The sequence below is a fragment of the Acinetobacter sp. MB5 genome, from assembly GCF_003261585.1.
Lineage (GTDB): Bacteria > Pseudomonadota > Gammaproteobacteria > Pseudomonadales > Moraxellaceae > Acinetobacter.
Genome location: NZ_POVU01000004.1, coordinates 117,510 through 139,354 on the forward strand (window position 1 = coordinate 117,510; position 21,845 = coordinate 139,354).

21 protein-coding genes and 3 tRNA genes are annotated in these 21,845 nt (G+C 41.9%); 13 read left to right on the forward strand and 11 right to left on the reverse strand.

The window, feature by feature from the left end; genetic code table 11:
* Positions 1–3: 3 nt before the first annotated feature.
* Together C1A47_RS07055 and ettA are read right to left on the reverse strand one after the other, a co-directional pair.
* Positions 4–1,155, reverse strand: coding sequence for a ceramide glucosyltransferase (locus tag C1A47_RS07055; protein ID WP_111893801.1), 1,152 nt, complete (start codon positions 1,153–1,155; stop codon positions 4–6).
* The gene (gene ettA, locus C1A47_RS07060) at positions 1,156–2,817 is read right to left on the reverse strand and encodes an energy-dependent translational throttle protein EttA (RefSeq protein ID WP_111893803.1); all 1,662 of its coding nucleotides are present in this window, start codon (positions 2,815–2,817) and stop codon (positions 1,156–1,158) included.
* Between the two features lie 523 nt (positions 2,818–3,340).
* On the opposite strand from ettA, the gene C1A47_RS07065 reads away from it, so the two are divergent.
* A complete protein-coding gene (locus tag C1A47_RS07065) occupies positions 3,341–4,228 on the forward strand; it encodes an SDR family NAD(P)-dependent oxidoreductase (RefSeq protein ID WP_111893805.1) in 888 nt (295 codons plus the stop codon).
* A 49-nt stretch (positions 4,229–4,277) separates the two neighbouring features.
* On the opposite strand, the gene C1A47_RS07070 is transcribed toward C1A47_RS07065, so the two are convergent.
* Positions 4,278–4,784 carry a DinB family protein gene (locus C1A47_RS07070; protein ID WP_111893807.1) on the reverse strand — a complete coding sequence of 169 codons (507 nt, stop codon included), beginning with the start codon at positions 4,782–4,784 and terminating at the stop codon, positions 4,278–4,280.
* Between the two features lie 83 nt (positions 4,785–4,867).
* A complete protein-coding gene (locus C1A47_RS07075) occupies positions 4,868–7,228 on the reverse strand; it encodes a Tex family protein (protein WP_111893809.1) in 2,361 nt (786 codons plus the stop codon).
* Positions 7,229–7,543: 315 nt separating this feature from the next.
* Between C1A47_RS07075 and ompR the strand changes: the two genes are divergently transcribed.
* From ompR to C1A47_RS07095, 4 genes are all read left to right on the forward strand, one after another.
* On the forward strand, positions 7,544–8,308 hold the full coding sequence (gene ompR / locus C1A47_RS07080) for a two-component system response regulator OmpR (RefSeq protein WP_111893811.1): 765 nt from the start codon (positions 7,544–7,546) through the stop codon (positions 8,306–8,308).
* Positions 8,309–8,319: 11 nt separating this feature from the next.
* Positions 8,320–9,735, forward strand: coding sequence for an ATP-binding protein (locus C1A47_RS07085; RefSeq protein ID WP_111893813.1), 1,416 nt, complete (start codon positions 8,320–8,322; stop codon positions 9,733–9,735).
* A gap of 268 nt (positions 9,736–10,003) precedes the next feature.
* Positions 10,004–11,494: an acetyl-CoA hydrolase/transferase family protein gene (locus C1A47_RS07090; protein ID WP_111893815.1), complete on the forward strand. Its 1,491-nt coding sequence runs from the start codon at positions 10,004–10,006 to the stop codon at positions 11,492–11,494.
* A 129-nt stretch (positions 11,495–11,623) separates the two neighbouring features.
* Positions 11,624–12,043, forward strand: a complete 420-nt coding sequence (locus tag C1A47_RS07095) for a GNAT family acetyltransferase (protein WP_111893817.1) — start codon at positions 11,624–11,626, stop codon at positions 12,041–12,043.
* Here the strand turns inward: C1A47_RS07095 and C1A47_RS07100 are convergent.
* From C1A47_RS07100 to C1A47_RS07115, 4 genes are all read right to left on the reverse strand, one after another.
* Positions 12,040–13,386 carry an Nramp family divalent metal transporter gene (locus C1A47_RS07100; protein WP_111894087.1) on the reverse strand — a complete coding sequence of 449 codons (1,347 nt, stop codon included), beginning with the start codon at positions 13,384–13,386 and terminating at the stop codon, positions 12,040–12,042. The two genes, C1A47_RS07095 and C1A47_RS07100, sit on opposite strands and share 4 nt — an antisense overlap.
* A 149-nt stretch (positions 13,387–13,535) precedes the next feature.
* Positions 13,536–13,611: transfer RNA gene (locus tag C1A47_RS07105), tRNA-Phe, on the reverse strand.
* A gap of 128 nt (positions 13,612–13,739) precedes the next feature.
* Positions 13,740–13,815 (reverse strand) — tRNA-Phe (locus tag C1A47_RS07110).
* An 82-nt stretch (positions 13,816–13,897) separates the two neighbouring features.
* Positions 13,898–14,299: a GNAT family N-acetyltransferase gene (locus C1A47_RS07115; protein WP_111893819.1), complete on the reverse strand. Its 402-nt coding sequence runs from the start codon at positions 14,297–14,299 to the stop codon at positions 13,898–13,900.
* 89 nt (positions 14,300–14,388) lie between these two features.
* Here C1A47_RS07115 and hisB point away from each other — a divergent pair, with 89 nt between their 5' ends.
* From hisB to hisA, 5 genes are all read left to right on the forward strand, one after another.
* Positions 14,389–14,982 (forward strand): imidazoleglycerol-phosphate dehydratase HisB, encoded by a 594-nt coding sequence (gene hisB / locus C1A47_RS07120; RefSeq protein WP_004898951.1) that lies wholly within the window; start codon positions 14,389–14,391, stop codon positions 14,980–14,982.
* Positions 14,982–15,599 (forward strand): imidazole glycerol phosphate synthase subunit HisH, encoded by a 618-nt coding sequence (hisH, locus tag C1A47_RS07125; protein WP_111893821.1) that lies wholly within the window; start codon positions 14,982–14,984, stop codon positions 15,597–15,599. Before hisB ends, hisH begins: the two co-directional genes overlap by 1 nt.
* Positions 15,600–15,784: 185 nt before the next feature.
* Positions 15,785–16,318, forward strand: a complete 534-nt coding sequence (locus tag C1A47_RS07130) for a DUF805 domain-containing protein (protein WP_111893823.1) — start codon at positions 15,785–15,787, stop codon at positions 16,316–16,318.
* Between the two features lie 109 nt (positions 16,319–16,427).
* Positions 16,428–17,090, forward strand: a complete 663-nt coding sequence (locus C1A47_RS07135; RefSeq protein ID WP_111893825.1) for a 3'-5' exonuclease — start codon at positions 16,428–16,430, stop codon at positions 17,088–17,090.
* A 65-nt stretch (positions 17,091–17,155) separates the two neighbouring features.
* A complete protein-coding gene (hisA, locus tag C1A47_RS07140; RefSeq protein WP_111893827.1) occupies positions 17,156–17,887 on the forward strand; it encodes a 1-(5-phosphoribosyl)-5-[(5-phosphoribosylamino)methylideneamino]imidazole-4-carboxamide isomerase in 732 nt (243 codons plus the stop codon).
* A 52-nt stretch (positions 17,888–17,939) separates the two neighbouring features.
* Here the strand turns inward: hisA and C1A47_RS07145 are convergent, their stop codons facing one another.
* Genes C1A47_RS07145 through C1A47_RS07155 form a run of 3 tightly spaced genes read right to left on the reverse strand, consistent with a single transcriptional unit; the run spans position 17,940 to position 19,928 of the window.
* Complete coding sequence (locus tag C1A47_RS07145) at positions 17,940–18,335, reverse strand: DUF4870 family protein (protein WP_111893829.1); 396 nt, start codon at positions 18,333–18,335, stop codon at positions 17,940–17,942.
* Positions 18,336–18,350: 15 nt separating this feature from the next.
* Positions 18,351–18,968: a DUF1294 domain-containing protein gene (locus C1A47_RS07150; RefSeq protein ID WP_111893831.1), complete on the reverse strand. Its 618-nt coding sequence runs from the start codon at positions 18,966–18,968 to the stop codon at positions 18,351–18,353.
* A gap of 6 nt (positions 18,969–18,974) precedes the next feature.
* A complete protein-coding gene (locus tag C1A47_RS07155) occupies positions 18,975–19,928 on the reverse strand; it encodes a homoserine kinase (protein WP_111893833.1) in 954 nt (317 codons plus the stop codon).
* 112 nt (positions 19,929–20,040) lie between these two features.
* Here C1A47_RS07155 and hisF point away from each other — a divergent pair, with 112 nt between their 5' ends.
* The 3 genes from hisF to C1A47_RS07170 all read left to right on the forward strand — a co-directional run bounded on the left by hisF (position 20,041) and on the right by C1A47_RS07170 (position 21,824).
* Positions 20,041–20,799, forward strand: coding sequence for an imidazole glycerol phosphate synthase subunit HisF (hisF, locus tag C1A47_RS07160; protein WP_111893835.1), 759 nt, complete (start codon positions 20,041–20,043; stop codon positions 20,797–20,799).
* Between the two features lie 170 nt (positions 20,800–20,969).
* The gene (locus C1A47_RS07165) at positions 20,970–21,632 is read left to right on the forward strand and encodes an outer membrane protein (protein ID WP_111893837.1); all 663 of its coding nucleotides are present in this window, start codon (positions 20,970–20,972) and stop codon (positions 21,630–21,632) included.
* Positions 21,633–21,748: 116 nt separating this feature from the next.
* Positions 21,749–21,824: transfer RNA gene (locus C1A47_RS07170), tRNA-Thr, on the forward strand.
* Positions 21,825–21,845: the final 21 nt, after the last annotated feature.

A 21,845-nucleotide genomic window follows, 5' to 3' on the forward strand; every position in this document is an offset into this window, starting at 1 on the left:
GGATTAATGCTCCACCTCTTTATGCTCTTGTGTTGTTGCAGAGGCAGATCCACTCATGGCATTACCATGCCATACAAAACTGCGACCTGCCCAACACCATAGCCATAACAATGGTAATAGCATATCACGAATAATCATTGCCCAGACATCTCTGGCACTATGTGGCCAACGGAGCTGTCTCGCCATCATCCACTCAGCGCCATACCATAAAATAAAGACCGCAGCAGGAAGTATCCAAGGGATCATCTGTAAATAAGCCAGATACATCAGACTGGTCATGGCAGGCAGAGAGCCTAACAGTATTTCAGGAATAAATAACCAAAAAAAGCCCAACCGACGAATACGCGCCCAGCGCAATTGACGATCCCAAACTGCACGTAATGTACGTTCACCAATCGGCTGAGCAAAAGGATGTGGTGTTAAATGGACTTTCAAACCTGCACGTCTCACCAGTTTTGTCGATGCAACATCTTCGGCTAATTCATTTCCCAATGCAGCTAATCCACCCTGCTGATCAAGAACATCTCTTCGCCAAAACAGGGTCTTGCCCTGTGCAAATCCGAGACCGATTGCATCGGATAAAAACTGCCAACGTGCCTGATGTGTATTCAATAATGCTGCTTCAACTGCACCCCACAGATTTTTTGGTCGAATCCCAATCGCAGGTGAACTCACCAATCCTGTATCTTGCTCATTAAAGCTCAAAATCAATGAGCTTAAATAATCTGGTGGGAGCAGCAAATTACTGTCCGCCATCGCAACCCATTGTGCAGATGTACTCTGCCACGCTTTCACAATGTTATTGAGTTTCGGATTTTTCGTAATTAGATCATTTCCAATTAGAAGTTTGGCGGATATGTCAGGATGACAGGCAATCAATCGATTCACATAAGGAATCACGGGATCTTGTTCGGAAGCAACGCAAAAAAGGATGTCATAGCATGGATAATCCTGTTTAAAGCAGGATAAAAGTAATTCTTCTGCAAAATTATCTAGACCACAAAGTGGTCTAATCAGTGTAATGTGCGGTGTGTTTTTTATTTTAGAAGAATGAACTGGAGAATTGAGTCGTCGAAAAGCAATCAAAAGAGAACCAAGCTGCACAATCAGTAATGTGCAGCTTATGATCCCAGCAATAATTGCAATCAGTGTCATTTACCCACTGATTTTTTTGTATTTTTTACGATGCGGCTGAACATCATCACCTAACTTAGAACGGCGGTAGGCTTCAAACTCGGTATAGTTACCCGTGTAGAATTCTGGCTGTTCATCTTCAAAGGACAAGATGTGTGTCGCAATACGGTCAAGGAACCAACGGTCATGCGATACGACCATGACAGTCCCTGGGAACACCAAAATTGCATCTTCAAGTGCACGTAAAGTTTCTACGTCCAAGTCGTTCGATGGTTCATCCAGTAAGATCACGTTCGCGCCTTGCTGCAAGATTTTTGCAAGTTGTAAACGGTTACGCTCACCCCCTGACAATTCACCTACGCGTTTTTGCTGATCTTGACCTTTAAAGTTAAAGCGACCGATATAAGCACGAGAAGCAATCTCGTAATCGCCAACTTTCAAGATGTCTAAACCACCAGACACTTCTTCCCAAACGGTTTTGTTGTCGTCCAGTGTGTCACGAATCTGACCCACATACGCCACTTTCACCGAATCACCCAAAGTCACCGTACCTGTGTCAGGTTGTTGTTCACCTGTCATCATACGGAATAGTGTGGTTTTACCCGCACCATTTGGACCTACGATACCGACAATTGCTGTTGGTGGCACAGTGAATGACAAGTTTTCATACAACAAGCGACCATCAAACGATTTGCTGATGCCTTCAACTTCTACAACCTTGTTGCCTAGACGTGGGCCAGGTGGAATGTAGATTTCAGAAGTTTCGTTACGTTGCTGGAATTCACGAGAGTTAAGCTCTTCAAAACGTTCCATACGCGCTTTGTTTTTCTTTTGCTGACCTTTGGCATTTGAACGAACCCATTCAAGTTCTTTTTTCAATGCTTTAGCAAAAGATTCTTCTTGTTTGTTTTCCTGCTCTAAACGGGCATTTTTCTGTTCAAGCCAAGAAGAATAGTTACCTTGGTAAGGAATACCGTGTCCGCGGTCAAGCTCCAAGATCCACTCGGCCACGTTATCCAAGAAATAACGGTCATGCGTAATCGCCACAATCGTGCCTGGGAAATCTTTAAGGAAGCGCTCCAACCAAGAAACCGATTCAGCATCCAAGTGGTTCGTTGGTTCGTCAAGAAGCAACATGTCTGGCTTAGACAATAACAAACGGCAAAGCGCAACACGACGACGCTCACCACCTGAAAGCAGACTGACATCAGCATCCCATGCAGGAAGGTTCAATGCATCCGCAGCGATTTCAAGCTGATTATTGAGGTTATGAGCATCCCAAGCATGGATAATGCCTTCAAGTTTTTCTTGCTCTTTGGCTAAGGCATCAAAGTCTGCATCTGGTTCTGCATATTCAGCAAACACTTGATCTAGACGTGCCAAAGCATCTAATGCTTCACGTACGCCATCTTCAACGTTGCCACGAACATCTTTATTTGGGTCTAGTGGTGGTTCTTGTTCTAGATAGCCAATTTTAATTCCAGGTTGTGCACGTGCTTCACCAGAGAAGTCTTTGTCTACGCCCGCCATAATTCGGAGTAGAGTCGATTTACCTGCACCGTTAAGACCAAGTACACCGATTTTAGCGCCTGGAAAGAATGATAAAGAGATGTCTTTGAGGATTTCGCGCTTAGGCGGAACCATCTTCGACACTCGGTTCATCGTATAAATATATTGGGCCACTTAGGACTCCTCAATTGAAAAAGCAACACATCGCAAACCGCGACAAAAATTGCTCGCATTATACGATGATTCAGGCAAAAACATAAGACTATCGCCCAGATCATGCCTGCAGTTTGTGACAATTCATTGTCGAACTGCATATATAAAAAATTAGTCCGTATAACTTAAACCTGAAATATGAACGGTATATTTCAATTTAAGGAATTTGTTTAAATAACGACGCAACCAATAACAATGAACTGGCTTGAATTTAAACAAATTGCCTATTTTTAGCGCATCTTCAACATGCTTGATAGACCATAGGACATTTTCATGGTTTAATCAATCAATATCAAAATAAATAGAGTATTTACTCTATTTATTGTTTATAAATTCATACACTTACCCCTAGATTTCTCACCATTTTTGGTTGTATGCTTTTTTAGCAACCTCTATATTTCAACTTAGAGGGAGCCACCAACACCCTATAAAATAATTAGATACCCCCAATTTACTTTAGATTGAATCGAGGCAGGCTAAACACGTGAATAAGAAACTTGAAAAACTATTCCAAGAGAAAGTGCATGATAAAATCGCATTAGTGACAGGTGCTTCAAGTGGCATTGGCATGACTGTCGCAAAAAGACTCGCAAGTGCAGGTGCTCACGTGTTATTGATCGCTCGTACAGAAGAAAAGCTTTTGGAAGTGAAGGCAGAAATTGAACAAGCAGGAGGAAAAGCCTCTGTTTATCCGTGCGATCTCAATGAAATGGACGCGATTGATGCGGTATCTAAACAGATTTTAGCCGATGTCGATCATATTGATATTCTGATTAACAATGCGGGACGCTCTATTCGCCGCGCAGTACACGAATCGCTCGACCGTTTCCACGACTTTGAACGCACCATGCAGCTCAACTACTTTGGTGCTGTGCGCTTAGTGTTAAACATTTTACCGCACATGATTAAACGTAAGCATGGCCAGATTATTAATATCAGTTCAATTGGCGTGTTAGCCAATGCAACACGCTTCTCAGCTTATGTAGCCTCTAAAGCTGCTCTTGATGCGTTTAGCCGCTGCTTATCTGCCGAAGTACACTCACATAAAATTTCAATTACCACGGTGTATATGCCATTGGTACGCACGCCAATGATTGCACCGACCAAAATTTATAAATATGTCCCAACACTTTCACCTGAGCAGGCAGCGGATTTGGTGGCCTATGCCATTGTGAAAAGACCAAAGAAAATTGCCACTCACTTGGGCTATTTATCTTCAATCACTTATGCCGTTGCGCCTGAAATCAATAACAAGTTAATGTCAATTGGCTTTAATCTGTTCCCTAGCTCTAGCGCTTCTGTCGGTGAACAAGAAAAATTGAATTGGGTACAACGTACGTATGCGCGATTATTCCCTGGTGAACATTGGTAATGACTGAGCTGACCAAGTCTAGTAGATAGGCTTGGTCATCATTCCATCCTCAACGATTTTGTTGTTCAACCAACATATATACCAAGTCCAATTCTGGACATGGATATCCCATTGCCGTTAAGGCTGCGCTGTTCTGCCCACGATGATGTGTACCATGATTAAACACATGCAATAAAGTCGCTGCATAAGGCAAGGATTTCGGCAGACCTGTTGAAGTTTGATAATCCAAAGTTCCTGTCAAACGCTGAGGATCAAGCTCATCTAGGAATATTAACCAATTGCTGGCTTTCTCCTGCAATGCCTGAACTAGCACATGCCGATCTTGTTCAACAATCGTATTCAGCGTTAATGTTGGTGAATGTCCTTCTGCAAAACGTGCAAACCAAAGCGCATGCTCACCAAGCAATACATGATTTAAAGTCCCAAAAATACTTTGAAAAAATAAGCCACTATCCCGATAAAAATCAGCATCACTCACATCGGCTAATGTCTGATTCAGTTTTGTGGTTGCCCAAACATTGTAATCTGCCAATAGCTTCAAAGTTTCGATATCCATGATTGTTATGCCTTTCTTCTTTCAATTTTTTTAATTTAATTGCATAAAAAAACCTCCCCGAAGGGAGGTTTTCTCAGTTCTAATTATTTTGAACCTTTAATACCTGCTTGTAGCAACAGCGCACCTAAACCACCAATTTTCTGTTCTTGTGGTTTATTGCTTTGAGGTTTCTGACCACCTTGACGCTGTGGACGATCACCCTGCTCTTTACGTGGTTGCTGCGAACGTTTTGGCTTACGATCCGCCTGATCAGCAGACTGCTCACGGCGTGGTTGACGCTGTGGTTTCGCAGGCGCTTGAGAACCTTCTGGACGCATACTCAAATTCACACGATGACGCTCTGCATCGACCTGAATCACACGAACTTTCACGATTTGACCTGGTTTCACCACTTTATGCGGATCAGAGACAAATTCATTCGCCAATTCAGAAATGTGAACCAAACCATCCTGATGCACACCGATATCGACAAAAGCACCGAAGTTCGTGACATTGGTCACGACACCTTCAAGCTCCATCCCTTCAGTCAACTGTGCAACTTCAGTGATGTCTTCACGGAACTTCGCTGTACGGAATTCTGGACGTGGGTCACGACCTGGTTTTTCAAGTTCAGCCAAAACATCTTTAATGGTCGGCAAACCAAACTGCTCATCCACAAACTGATCCGCATCGACCTGACGGATAATTTCAGTATTGCCGATCATATCTTTCACTGTCGTTGCTTTAGCCGCGACGATTTTTTCAACCAAACCATAACTTTCAGGGTGAACAGCAGAAGCATCTAATGGTTCAGCACCGTCCTGAATACGTAAGAAACCAGCCGCTTGTTCAAAGGTACGCTCACCTAAACGAGGCACTTTTTTCAAGCCTTGACGCGTATCGAAACGACCATTTTCTTTACGATAGTCTACGATTTGCTGTGCAATCGCTTTGTTTAGACCCGCGATATAACCCAAAATTGCTGCCGATGCGGTATTCACATCCACACCCACCGCGTTCACACAGTCTTCCACCACGGCATCTAGCGTTTTTGCCAAACCTGTTTGGTTGACATCGTGTTGGTACTGACCGACACCAATTGATTTTGGATCGATTTTTACAAGCTCAGCCAATGGATCTTGTAAACGACGCGCAATCGACACTGCACCACGAATTGAAACATCAAGTTCTGGCAATTCTTGTGATGCAAGCTCACTTGCTGAATAGACTGATGCACCAGCTTCGCTGACCGTAATACGGGTCAATTGAAGATCGGTGTTTTGTGCCATCATTTCAGCGACTACAGCTTCGGTTTCACGGCTTGCTGTCCCATTACCAATCGCAATCAATTCAACCTGATGTTCACGGCAAAGGCGTGCTAACTCAGCAATTGAACCTGCTTTATCTTCTTTTGGTGCAAATGGGTAAATCGTGCTGTGTGCAACCACATCACCCGACTGATTCACAACCGCCAATTTCACGCCTGTACGGATACCAGGGTCAACACCCAGTGTACAACGTGTCCCTGCTGGTGCAGACAACAACAAATGACGTAAGTTTTCAGCAAATACGTTCATTGCTTCTGCTTCAGCCGCCAAACGTTTCTCAGTCAATAAAGAATGTTCGATTTGCGGACGTACTTTACCCAACCAGAACAGTTTTGCAGTTTGCTTTAAGAAATCCTGACGAGCTTGTGGCTGAACTTGATCGAGATTGTATTCAGTTTCGATACGTGCAATCGCTGCATCATCTTCACCATCAACCTTTAAACCCAAGACATTTTCTTGACGACCACGCAACATGGCCAATAAACGATGCGATGGTACTTTGTTCAGATTCTCTGAAAACTCGAAGTAGTCGCGGAACTTTTTGCCAACTTCTTTTTTCTCATCAGAAGCTACTGCACTTTTTAAAATGGCAGTTTTTGCAAATAGCGCTTTTAATTCTGTGGTCAGTGCAATATTTTGCGCCCAGTCATCAATAATAATGTGCTGAATCGCATCGAGCTGACTATCAACATCTGGGTAGTCTGCATGTTCAAAACCTGCAACTGCAGCCGTTGGTTCAAGCTGTTCAGTCAAGATTTTTTCTGCGGCAGGGCCTAAACCAGCTTCTTTGGCTTTGAACGATTTGCTGGTACGTTTTGGACGGTATGGCGCATAAATTTCTTCAAGCGCATTCTTGGTTTCCGCCGCATTCACGCGTGCCAATAAGTCATCATTCAGCTTGTTTTGTTCTTGTAATGATTGAATTACTTTCTCACGACGCTCATAGAGATCACGCAAATAACTCAAGCGCGTATCGAGCTGACGCAGTTGTGTATCATCTAAGCCTTGGGTGACTTCTTTACGGTAGCGAGCAATAAACGGAACACTTGCGCCTTCATCAATTAAGCGAATCGCAGCTTCTACTTGGTTCGGACGTACGGCAAGCTCGCTTGCCAACTGCTGAACGAGGTCAGTCATCGTGTTTGATCCCATAAGGAATAGAACTAAAAGCAGTGATTATAAAGACCATGCTCGTAAAATCTACAGAAATTATGCCCAAAAACTAAAATTATCATCATAATTCAGCTGTTTTTTGGTTTTTCCGTTGTTGACAGGACTTGTATTTTGAAAAAAGAGCTGAATAAAATCAATTGAATAAAATTTAGGTAAAATATCGTAGGCGACTGTATATATTTGTTAATTTGAGCAAATTAATACATAGCAATAAGTAATATGAAAGCATTATACTCAAAGCATCGACTATTATATAAATGATAATCAAGGGAGCACTTCATGAGTTTAGTGGTACCTGCTGACAATAAAGATGTCGCACTTCACGACACTGATCGCGTTGAACGAATTTTAGTGGTAGATGATGACGTTCGCCTTCGTACTTTATTGCAACGTTTTTTAGAAGACAAAGGCTTTGTCGTTAAAACCGCCCACGATGCCACTCAGATGGATCGCCTGTTACAACGTGAGTTGTTTTCACTGATCGTGCTCGATTTCATGTTGCCTGTGGAAGATGGTTTAAGCATCTGCCGCCGTTTACGCCAATCGAATATCGACACGCCAATCATTATGTTGACTGCACGTGGCAGCGATGCCGACCGTATTTCTGGTCTAGATGCAGGTGCAGACGATTACTTGCCAAAACCATTTAATCCAAACGAGCTACTTGCACGTATTCGCGCGATTCTACGTCGCCAAGTCCGTGAAGTTCCAGGCGCACCAAGCCAACATATGGAAGTAGTGAGTTTTGGCCCTTGGTCACTTGATTTATCGACTCGTACCTTGACCCGTGAAGGTCAAGTCGTGACGTTAACCACAGGTGAATTTGCCGTTCTTAAAGCTTTGGTACAACATCCACGCGAACCACTCACCCGTGACAAACTGATGAACCTTGCACGTGGTCGTGAATGGGGCGCCATGGAACGTTCTATTGATGTCCAGGTTTCACGCTTACGCCGCCTCGTTGAAGATAACCCTGCCCGTGCACGTTATATTCAAACAGTTTGGGGTGTAGGTTATGTCTTTGTTCCAGATGGCGCTGAATAAGGCGATCTGACGTGAGTCTTGAGCCAATTGACCCGAAGGACATCATTATTGATGCTTCGGGTTATTACGCTAAACCTCGAACTCAGTTTGAACGCTTTTTAGATAAGTTCAAACCACGTTCGGCCGCGCTACGCACCACAGTGCTTGTTACCTTTGTGGTGTGCTTTAGTCTGTTTATGTCATTTTGGTTTATTTGGCGCACACTCTATTTGCCTGAACTCCAGCAACACGCAGGTTATCTCGCAATTGAATCTGAGATTATCCATAATCCCAATTTTAAAATCATACATAATGGTCAGGAAATTCCTGTTGATACATGGCTCAATAAACGTTTAGGTGTGGAGTTTATTTCCGATCCACGTAAGCGACCCGCCATTGTGGACAAACCTATTGCTGACTTTTTTACAGATCGCATTGAAAAAAGTTTAGCCAGTGCAATTAATGCAGACCCGAAAGATGTCACCGTCTTTTTCAAATTCAAACCTACACCCAGTATCTGGGTACAAACACCCAATATGCATGGTGGATGGATTCGTGAACCTTTAAAAAATTACGCGAACTATAGTTTAGAGCTGATTTTGGGATGGTTTCTAGGTGTTCCGATTTTATCGGCAATCATTATTTTGACTTTGGTTCGCCAGCTAAACCGCCCGCTAAAACGCTTACAAAATGCAGCGAATAGTTATAGTAAAACAGGTAAAGCACCGTACTTAACGACTAATCACGGACCACTTGAAATCCGAGAGGTCAATCAAGCGTTTAACCACATGATTTATACGCTTGAACAGACTGAAAAAGACCGTCGAATCATGCTCGCAGGAATTTCACATGATTTACGTACACCACTGACTCGTATTCGCCTGACCGCTGAAATGTTACCTGATGAATTTTTACGGGATGGTCTGATTTATGATGTTGAAGATATGGATGCGATTTTAAATCAGTTCATTTCTTATATGCGCGATGGATCTGATGAAGAACTCTCCGCGACTAACATTAACACCTTACTACAAGAGTTAGTCGTACAGTTTAGCCCTCTCGATATTCGCTTTAATCCAGAACCATTACCGATTATTCCTGCACGCAGTTTATCGCTCAAACGCCTGATTGGGAACTTAATCAACAACTCAAAACGTTATGGTGCAGAGCCAATTGAACTCTCCGCCATCGTAGATCAGACAAATCACAATATTAAGATTTGTGTTGCCGATCATGGTGAAGGTATCCCAGAAGATCAAATTGAAGAACTCATGCAACCATTTGTACGAGGAAATAGTGCCCGTACCATTCAAGGCAGCGGCTTAGGATTGGCAATTGTGAAACGAATTGTTGACATTCACCAAGGCGAACTTACATTACACAATCGTGCAGAAGGTGGTTTTGAAGCGATTATTTCTTTACCAATTCCAAAACCTGAAAAATTATAAAACTTCAACCCCTTTTTTGGACGGTTGGCAAAAGTCATTACAGACCAGAAATAAAATGATGATTTATTAATCATTTTTATTTTAGACAAATGTTTGATTTATTTTTTAATTTTTCAACTATTTCAATCACTTAAAAATCATTTATTTCCTTGATATTTATATTTATTTTAAAAATTAGACCTTAGCCTAACGAGCATGAAAATTCGTGAATCAGAGGGTAGAATCGCCTCTGCATAACTTAAAAATCCATTTTTTTTGAGAGTAGAACATGTCATTAGATCGTATTCGCTTAGCTTCATTACATGACAAAGTCATTTCAGCCAAGCAAGCAGCAGAACTAATTCAGGATGGTATGACAATAGGGATGAGCGGTTTTACTCGTGCTGGTGAAGCAAAAGCAGTACCTTTGGCTTTGGTTGAGCGCGCAAAAACAAATCCTTTAAAGATATCTTTAATTACAGGCGCAAGCTTAGGTAACGATTTAGACAAACAACTCACAGAAGTTGGTGCTTTAGCACGTCGTATGCCATTCCAAGTTGACAATACACTTCGTAAAGCCATCAACAACGGTCAAGTGATGTTTATTGACCAGCATTTGTCTGAAACTGTAGAACAAATGCGTAACCTGACGTTAAAACGTCCTGATATTGCGGTGATTGAAGCTGTTTCGATTACTGAAGATAACTTCATTATCCCAACGACATCTGTAGGTAACTCAGCAAGCTTTGTTGAGTTTGCAGATAAACTCATCATCGAAATCAACAGCTCTGTCAGCACAGACTTTGAAGGTGTGCATGACGTTTATATTCCTGAATCACGCCCAAATCGTGGCCCAGTACCTTTAACGCATGTTGAAGAACGTATTGGTACAAAAGGCATCAAGTTTGATCCAGCAAAAGTTGTGGGTATTGTATTTAGCGATATTCCAGATTCACCATCAAACGTGACTGATCCAGACGAAGAAACTCAAGCAATTGCCAACCACTTGATCGACTTCTTTGAAAAAGAAGTGGCTGAAGGTCGTTTACCGCATAACCTTGCACCACTTCAAGCAGGGATCGGCTCAATTGCCAATGCGGTATTGACTGGTTTTAAACACTCTAGCTTTGAAGATCTTGTCATGTACTCAGAAGTACTTCAAGACTGTACTTTCGAGTTAATTGATGCTGGTAAAATGAAATTTGCTTCTGGCTGTTCAATGACTCTTTCTCCAAAATGTGGTGAGCGTGTATTTGGCAACCTTGCAGCATACAAGGACAAATTTGTACTTCGTCCACAAGAAATTTCAAACCATCCAGAATTGGTACGTCGTTTAGGTATTATCGGGATTAACACTGCGCTTGAATTCGACATTTACGGTAACGTGAACTCAACACACGTTGGCGGTACCAAAATGATGAATGGTATTGGTGGTTCTGGTGACTTCGCACGTAATGCACACCTTGCAATTTTCGTAACCAAATCAATTGCAAAAGGTGGTGACATTTCTTCTGTCGTTCCAATGGTGAGCCACGTTGACCACACAGAACACGACACTGATATTTTAGTAACTGAACAAGGTCTTGCTGACCTTCGTGGTCTTGCGTCTCGTGAACGCGCACGCGTGATTATCGACAACTGTGTACATCCAGACTACCAGGCTGCGCTGAATGACTACTTTGACCGTGCTTGTGCAAAAGGTGGCCATACCCCTCACCTGCTTAAAGAAGCTGTTGAGTGGCACACTAACTTTGAAGAAAAAGGCAAAATGCTGCCTTAATTCGGTTTTAGGCTGAATCTTCAAAAAGAGGCATGTAACAACATGCCTCTTTTCTTTTGTCTAAAACACCTTACACAACCCACATTTTTTGATTATTTTAATTAGAACCATTCTAATGATATAAAAATTATGTTCGTCATTCGCAAAGTTCAAGACCAAGATATTGAAGACCTCGTTTCACTGTGGGAAATGTGCAATCTGACCCGCCCATGGAACAATCCAGAAATTGATGCTTTCCGTAAAATTCAGCAAAAAGACGGCTTATTTTTAGTTGCAGAAAAAGACCAACTCCTTATTGCCTCAATTATGGGAGGCTACGATGGACATCGCGGCTGGATTCATTATTTAGCAGTGCATCCGCATTATCAGCGCCTAGGGGTTGCCACCGCCTTAGTTCAGCAAATGGAAAAGCGTTTGATTGCCATTGGCTGTCCGAAAGTCCAGCTTTTAATTCGTCAGGAAAATCTTGTGGTCAGCCATTTTTATGATCAGCTTGGCTATGAAGAAGTCGACGCCATCTGTTTGGGGAAACGTTTAATCTCAGATTAAGAAGTAAACAACCCAATAATCAATAATAGGTTTAAAAATAGCAAAAGTGCAGCAAACAAAGCTGCAAGAATTTGTGTGGGCTTAGAATTAACAAACTCTCCCATCACTTTCGAACTTGATGTGAGATAAATCAGAGGGATCATCGACATAGGCAATGCCAGACTCAAAAAAACTTGCGAGTAAACCAACAAGTTTTCCAGCACATCCTCACGATCGCCCCACCAATACAAACACAGTAATACAGGCAAAATCGCCACTGTTCGTGTCAGACTGCGCTGTAGCCAAGCTGGAATATTGAGTTGTAAAAAACCCTGCATGACCACCTGCCCCGTCAATGTTCCTGTAATCGTCGAATTTTGACCTGAAGCAAGTAAAGCTATTGCAAACAAAGTGGATAACGTCACACTAGCAATATGCCCAACCACATTTTCATCTTGCAAAGATGCATACAATGCAGAAAAGTGCCCAGCCTGCTGAACACCATGCCCAAAAAATAACGCTGCGCCTAAAATCAATAACAAGCAGTTTATGATAAAAGAGAAACTCAGCTGCAGGTTAGAATCCCATGTTGCAAAACGAATTGCCTCACGTAAATGTTGCCGATCTGAGCGCACATAATTGCGTGACTGAACCAATGCCGAATGTAAATACAGGTTATGCGGCATTACGGTTGCACCAACAATCCCTAAAGCAATTAATAAAGCCGAATCATACCCTTCGAGTTTTGCTGTAAAAATTGTAGGGTTAGGTAGAAAACCACGGATGATACTGGTGGTGTTCGGTGCTGCAAGAAATACTTCATAAGCAAAGATTGCAAAAACCGTCAGAATCAATATAAAAACCACTGCTTCCAGTTTTCGAATCCCATATGATAGCAGCACAAAGAGTAACCACGTATCCAGTAAGGTCAATATCACTCCCCAAAAAAGTGGAATTCCAAACAATAAATGAAAGGCAATTGCTGTCCCAATCACTTCAGCCAAGTCAGTTGCCATAATAGCAAGTTCAGCTACAAACCATAGAATCAATACATATTTTGGCCCAGCCCACACACGCGTCGCTTGAGCCAAATCCATGCCTGTGACAATCCCGAGCTTGCCACACAAGGCTTGTAATAACATAGCAATGAGACTAGACAGTAAAATCACAAATAACAGCAAATATCCGTAAAATGCTCCACCCTGAATAGCAGTGACCCAATTCCCAGGATCGATATATCCAACAGCAATTAATGCACCTGGCCCAGAAAATGCCCATAATTTTTTAAAAAAGCCCGCCTGTGTATCTGGAACAGAAACACTCGCATGTAATTCATCTAAGCTTTTTTTGGGTTTTTCTGGCATATCCATGCTCAACAACAATAATCCACCATTATATTTAATAATGATTCTTGTTTAGATTTTTTATCTTTGTCATTTTTGTATCATAAAGCAAAATGCAAAATATCAAGCATAAAAAAAGCCCCAAACTTATGCTTGGGGCTTTTCGAATATGGTGGCGGGACCCAGGATCGAACTGGGGACACACGGATTTTCAATCCGTTGCTCTACCGACTGAGCTATCGCGCCGAATGGAAAGTATTAAGCCTGAACTTCAGATCACTGTCAACGTAAAATTATGTTTTTAAAACTATTTGACTAAGCTTTAAGCAAAAAAAATCCCTGATTTAGGAATCAGGGATTGAAAACACAAATTATGGTGGCGGGACCCAGGATCGAACTGGGGACACACGGATTTTCAATCCGTTGCTCTACCGACTGAGCTATCGCGCCAATGTGGGCGTATTAAACAACTTAATTAATCACCCGTCAAGCACTAAATTAAAAAATTTGTATATCCGTGTGTATTTTTAGTTTATTCAGGAATCAACGGTGCTGTTGGCAGTTTTCCTAAATGGACTAGGCAGCGATAAATCGCGCCACATCCTGCAATAAACTTATGGACTTGCTTGGCTTCTTCCATGCGGCAAACCTCAGCCACCAAACGTTCTGCAACACCACGCCCACGATTGGCTGGATGAATCACAATATTTTGTAAAATCCGTTCTTCGTCCTGACCTGTCGACCAGAGTGCACCAATAATGCGGCTATTAAATTCTGCAGTATAAAGTAGGGTATACTGAGTCAGGTCTTGTTCAAGCTGCTTCATGGCATCTTGACCATCACTAAACTCAGGGCTGGTATCATATAAGCGCTCAAGTTGATTGCGTATATCTTCATTTGGAATAGAAGTATAAGCATGTACGGTAATAGGCATTGATTAACCCTCCTGAGCAAATTAATATGCTGTGTTCAATCTCACAGCTATTTTTATCGCAAAATTTGACGTTTTTGAGGAATGTGTCTATGACGCAACGTATCAGTGAAGTGGTCAGAAATACCAACGAAACCAAAATTCGAGTTCGGGTTAACCTCGATGGTACGGGTCAAGGCACATTAAATACTGGTGTTCCCTTTTTAGACCATATGATTGATCAAATCAAGCGACATGGTCTGTTTGACATCGACATCCATTGCGACGGCGATCTGGAAATTGACGATCACCATACCGTAGAAGACTGTGGGATTACCCTCGGTCAGGCTTTTGCTCAAGCACTTGGCAGCAAAAAAGGCATTCGCCGCTACGGACATTTCTACGCACCTCTCGATGAATCTTTATCACGCGTTGTTGTGGATATTTCTGGCCGTCCTGGCTTGTTTATGGATATTCCATTTACCCGCGCACGCATTGGTACATTCGATGTCGATTTATTCTCCGAGTTTTTCCAAGGTTTTGTCAATCACGCACTCATGACGCTACATATTGATAACCTGAAAGGTAAAAATAGCCACCACCAAATTGAAAGTGTCTTTAAAGCCTTTGCGCGTGCTTTACGTATGGCCTGTGAAGTTGATCCGCGTGCTGCTGATAGCATCGCTTCAACCAAAGGGAGCTTATAATGACCCGTATCGCTTTACTTGACTATGGCATGGGCAATCTTCACTCTGCGGCAAAAGCCCTAGAGTATGTCGGTGCAACAGTTGATGTGACCAATGATCCCAAACTGATTGCTCAAGCGGATAAAATTGTATTCCCTGGCGTTGGCGCTATGCGTGACTGTATTCAGGGTATGCGTGAAGCAGGCATTGATGAAGTGATTCGTAATGCTGCTTTCAATAAACCTGTATTGGCGATTTGTGTCGGCATGCAAGCCTTGCTTGAAAGCTCAGAAGAAAATGGTGGTAGTGAAGCACTCGGTATTTTTGAAGGTGTGGTGAAACACTTTCCAAAGCTTGAAGGTTTAAAAGTTCCACATATGGGCTGGAACCAAGTCCATCAACGTGACCCAAGCCATCCAATGTGGAAAGACATCGCGCAAGATGCCCGCTTCTATTTTGTTCATAGCTATTATGTTGAACCGAAAGATGCAAGCGTTGTCGCTGCAACGTGTGACTACGGAATTGAGTTCTGTACCGCAATCTTGAAAGAAAACCTGTTTGCCACACAATTCCACCCTGAAAAGAGTCATACCGCAGGCTTGCAACTGCTCAAAAACTTTGTGGAATGGGATATTTAATCCTTTTTAACTTGTTTTAACGATTCAAAATCAAGCCAATTTATATTGGCTTGATTTGTTTTTAATGTGCCTTTCTATTTATTTCCCATTATTTTTTGCTTATTATGCAACCGCTTTAAATTACAACCACATAATTTATCTTTTAAAAATTAATTTAAAAAAATCAGTGACTACAGGAAAATAAAATGTCATCTCATTTTCAAACAAATGATTCAGGTTTTAATGCAAGTGGACGTTTTGGCCGACTATCTTATTTAGGTTGGAACATGTTACTCGCAATCTTCGTATTCTTTTTGGCGATTATCGCAGCACTACTGATTCCAGCATTAACCAAATCATCAACAGGTTCATCGATCTATATCTTCGGTGGACTCTTTGTCATTGTTTATATTGCAATGATCTACTTCAGCTTTGTTTTCTCCATTCGTCGTTTACATGATCGTAATCAAACAGGTTGGTTATCTCTTCTTAGTCTCGTACCACTGGTGAATTTCTTGTTTTTTATTTACCTAAGCTGTGCAAAAGGTGATGAAACTCAAAATAACTATGGTTCACCTCGTATTACCCAAGGTTGGGAAAAAGTCTTGGCTTGGATCTATATTATCCTTTTCCCAATCAGTATCTTGGTAATTTCAGTCATCTCTATTCCTGCTTATCAGAACTATGTTCAAAAAAGCCAACAGCTCCAAATGGAACTGATGAATGAAACGGATGAATAGATAAGCTGAATAAATAGAATATTTATTTCAAAGCCAAGTGTTTTCACTTGGCTTTTTCATTGAAACAAAAACGTTTAAGCTCTCACTTGATAGACTTGAGCTAAATTCAATGGAAATGCAACATAAACCAACGCTTTTAACCAAAGAGCACATCAAGACCCTCCCTGCATTTCAAAATTTAGATGCGAAGCATATCTTGATTATTCAAACGATCGAACAATGTTTAGCGATTAAAACAGAGCTATATTCAGCCGCTATTTTGGGATTCGATACCGAATCCAAACCGACATTTAAAGTCGGAGAAAAATCAACAGGGCCACATCTCGTGCAACTTGCTACCTCAGAAAAAGCGTATCTTTTTCAGGTTTCCCCTGACATTCTCGGCTTCTTAAAACCGATTTTGGAAAATGAACATCAACTTAAAGTCGGATTCGGCTTAAAAAATGATAGCAGTAGTTTTCGCAGCAAAGGAATTGAACTCGAATCACACATTGATCTGTCAAAAAGCTTCTCAAGTTTTGGCTATAATTCCCAAGTCGGCATACAAACAGCGATTGCACTTCTATTTCAACGCTATTTAACCAAAAGTAAAAAAGTCAGCACATCCAATTGGTCCGTGAAACAACTCAGTCTTCAACAGATTCTCTATGCTGCCGCAGATGCTTATGCAGCGTTTCTTGTTTTTAAATATTTATATCAACATCAACTTCTCAACCCACAATTACAACAAAAAATCATGAGAATACTTGAAGCTTCAGCATCCAAGGCTTAGCGATTGATCAATACTTTGATAATATGTAGCCAATTTAAATTTATGATGATGCAAGGAGCGAAAGCATGCTAATCATCCCTGCGATTGACCTGAAAGATGGTAAATGTGTCCGCTTAAAACAAGGCCGTATGGAGGATGATACCGTTTTCTCTGACGATCCAGTAGCAACAGCAACCCATTGGGTGAATGAAGGCGCACGTCGTTTACACTTGGTTGATCTTAATGGTGCTTTTGCAGGTACACCAATTCATAAAAACGTGGTTGAGGCGATTGCGCAAGCGTACCCAGATTTACCAATTCAAATCGGTGGTGGTATCCGTTCTTTTGAAACCATTGAGCACTATCTGGAAGCAGGCGTTTCTTTTGTGATTATTGGTACAAAAGCAGCTAAAGAACCTGAGTTTGTGGAAGAAGCATGCAAGAAATTTGCAGGACACATTATTGTCGGTATCGATGCCAAAGACGGTTACGTTGCGACAGATGGTTGGGCAAATGTGCTTGATTTGAAAGCGACTGATCTTGCAAAACGCTTTGCCGATGCAGGTGTATCGAGCATTGTGTATACCGACATCGCGCGTGATGGCATGATGCAAGGTGTTAATGTTGAACAAACCGTAGCATTGGCTGAATACTGTGGCCTACCAATTATTGCTTCTGGTGGTGTAACAAATCTTGATGATGTCCGCACATTAAAAGGCAAACCTGGCATTCTTGGTGCGATCACAGGTCGTGCAATTTATGAAGGTTCTTTAAATCTTCGTGATGCTCAGATCTTGCTCGATGAAGACAAAATCTAAGTCTGAAAGTCATAAAAAAGAGCTCATCAGAGCTCTTTTTTTGTTAGGGCAATTAGTTTGAATACATCGGCTGTTCATCGTTCAGGGCAATCACGCCGCGCACTGCACGATAGACAATCCAAATCCAAGAGACTGTTGCGACCAGCCCCCAAAACACCAATGCCGCAAATAATCCACCAATAAATACATCAGGCTGATCAAAACTAAAAAATAAATAGCCAAAAGGCAGCACACCTGCCACATTCCAAAACAAGTACCACCACACCGTGCGAATCTGCCAAGTAAAGTGACTCGCGTAAATGGTGCCACGCATATCATCGCGTTTGGCATAATTCACAATCAAGGCAACCACAGCCAAAATCCCTGCGGAAAAAATTGCAAAACCATACAGCACATACAACAGAAACGTCAGATTGCGTTTCGGTTGTAAATCAAATTCATTTTGCATTCACCGCTCCTTCATCTAATGCATAATTTTTGGTAACAATGCAATAAAAATACATAACAGTATGATATTTAGCACAATGGTCGCAAAATAAATTTGGCGAAAAGGTTGCTTTTGGGTTTTATGACGTAACTTTTGTTGTGCAAACCATGCGGCAGGCCAACCACCAAGCAGTGATAGCAAATGCAAGGTTTTCTCAGGCACACGGCGCTGGTTTTGCTGGGCAGCAGCTTTATCTTGCATATATTGCCAATAGCATATGGCATTCACCAACAAGACATATAGCGGCAACCAACTCGGTACAGCATTCAAACCCGCTGCCAACACTAAAAACAGCGCATAAATCACCACAATAATCACAATGGGATGCAACGGCTGTCCAGACGGCTGTTTTTTGCTTTCAGCCGCCTTACGAGTTTGATTTGCTTTCAGATAAACCACTTGCTTGGCGCGAAAGCGCCCGCGCTCATCTGCCATCACTGCGTAATCAAGTGCACATCCTAAAATTGGACGTGGGCCACGATGGGTAAAATCGCTGATATGTAAAAAAACACGCGGCTTACTCAGATCATTGGGCTGAATAAATCCATAGCCTTGATCATCAAACCATTCAACTAAGCGGCCTTGATCACGCATTTTTGATTATGCTCCAGTCACACGACTTAAACGCTGCTGCAACATGGCACGCATTTCATTTGGGTTTTTACAATGCACATCATCACCGCCACGTCCTTGCTCTGCATTCAAACGCGCGACATTTAAACGCAAGAACCAGAAACGACAAGCCGCCATTGCCAAGTAAACATTCAAACAAGCCTGTTCATCGGCAGTTAAAACACGAATCTGTTGATACGCATCTAAATACGCTTGCAATTTGTCAGCATCTAACTCGACATTCGGGAACTGGCTACAGAAGTCATTAATGGTAATCGCAACATCAAACAACAACTCATCGAAATTTAATTCAAAGAAATCTAGAATTCCTTTGAGCTCATCGCCTTCAAATAAAGTGTTGTCACGGAACAAATCCGAATGTACCCAGCCTTTTGGACGCTGTGGATACTGGGCTTGATACTCAGCAAACACGGCATAAACCTGTTCCATCAGTGCAGCATCTTCTGCTGACATATGACTTTTTAAGTTTTGACCAATCTCAGTCCAGTAGCTATGACCGCGGCTATGACTACGGGTGAGTGGAAAATCTTGCAATGCAACATGCAGTTTGGCTTGAGCTGTAGCAATTTGCGCCACTTGTGCAGTTGTGGTGGTTTCAGGATGCTCACCCCAAACTCGTGGAGCAATTTGTGCGGGTTTCCCCACAATATAGTGAATCGCACGACCACCATGTGATAGTGGTGCCGCCACTGGAACCCCATGTGCAGCCAACTGTTGCAGGACAGGAACCAATTCCCCTGCACTTTGTTCTGTTTCATTTTCAAAGACGGTCAACACAAACTGATTTTGATCTTTGGTGACAATAAAATAGTTGGTGTTTTGAATCCCGCCTTGAATTGGAATGAGTTCAATCACCTCCAATCCATAGGCTGCAGAAAATTGCTGAACTTCATCTAAACTCAAAGGAGTGTAAACCGACATAGAAAACCTGCGTGAAACAAAATAAGTTTGGTAGAATGTGCGCATAGTTTACCAAGATGTCACCCTCTCTCGGGAACTTTCTTTCTATAGACCGATACATTTGGATGTCACAATGCTTGCAAAACGTATTATTCCGTGCCTTGACGTTGATAATGGCCGCGTAGTGAAAGGCGTACAATTTTTAGATATTCGTGATGCAGGTGATCCTGTTGAAGTTGCACGTCGTTATAACGAACAAGGTGCCGACGAAATCACCTTTCTCGACATTACTGCAACGCATCATGGTCGTGACACCACCTATCGTACGGTTGAACGTATGGCAGAAAGCGTTTTCGTTCCATTGACCGTCGGCGGTGGCGTCCGTAAAGTTGAAGATATTCGCTTATTGCTCAATGCTGGCGCAGACAAAGTCAGCATTAACTCGGCTGCCGTCTTTAATCCTGAATTTGTTCAGGAAGCCTCTCAACGCTTCGGTGCTCAATGTATTGTAGTTGCGATTGATGCCAAAAAAACAGGCGACAATAAATGGGAAATCTTTACCCATGGTGGCCGTAAGCCAACAGGGATTGATGCCATTGACTGGGCCGTTAAAATGGCAGACTACGGTGCGGGTGAACTCCTGATTACCAGTATGGATGCCGATGGCACCAAAGCAGGCTATGACATTCCACTTATGCGTGCCATTAATGATCGTGTCACGATTCCAACGATTGCGTCTGGTGGTGTAGGTAATTTGCAACACTTGGCAGATGGAATTTTAAAAGGCGGTGCCGATGCAGTTTTGGCCGCCAGCATTTTCCACTTTGGGCAATACACCATTCCTGAAGCAAAACAGTTCTTGGCAGCTCAAGGCATTGAAATGCGCTTGTAATCGAAAGAACCTGATTTCATTTCAAAAAAGATGGCTTATGCCATCTTTTTTTATTGTTCGATTAAATAAAAATGAATTATTTATTGATAATTTGTACTTTTTTTGTAAAATACGTAAAACTTAATAAATAACAAGTTTAACAACTAACACTAACCAAAAGGTTCACAACAATGAAAAAGCTTACTTTGTCAGCTATCACTCTATCTTGTCTCACTATTAGCATTTCTGGTCATACTGCGACTTTAGCTGAGTCTGCTTATGTTTCAGCTAAAGTAGGTGTTGGTATTGAAGATGCACATAACAAGAGATATTCGAATTCTGAAGGAACAAATATATCAGGTAAAAGTGGTTCACAATCGGTTTTTACTGGTTCAATTGCTTATGGTTTTAATTTAGCACCTGTCTATAATATCCCTGTACGTGCTGAATTAGAATATTCCTATCACGATACTGCAGACTTTAACTTCTCAGAAGTCTGTACAAGCTGCCAGCTTAGTACAAAAGTACAGACTGTGATGCTGAATGGTTACTATGACTTTAAAAACACAAGTGCTTTTACCCCATACATCTCTTTAGGTCTAGGTAACGCAAGTATAAAAACAACTGCTCATAACGATAATTTCTCAAAAGCTAAAACTACCAATGATTTCGCATGGAGTGTTGGTCTCGGTGTTGGATATACCATCAACCCGAATTTCAGCATTGATTTGGGCTATCGTTATCTTGATGCAGGAAAATCTTCTTGGAATAACTCAGAGACAAGCGTGGAAGAAAATATCAAAGCAAGAATGAGTTCAAATGACGTAACTTTAGGTTTACGCTACTCATTCTAAGTCATAGAAAAACTGGTAAAGGGTGAGAAAATTCTCCCTTTACTATTAAAAATTCAACAACTGTTTATTTTTTGGCTTGACCTTTTACGTAAATCCAGTAGAATTCTCGCCACGTTGCCGACATAGCTCAGTTGGTAGAGCAACTGACTTGTAATCAGTAGGTCCACAGTTCGAATCCGTGTGTCGGCACCATCAAATTCAAAAAGCCCCAAG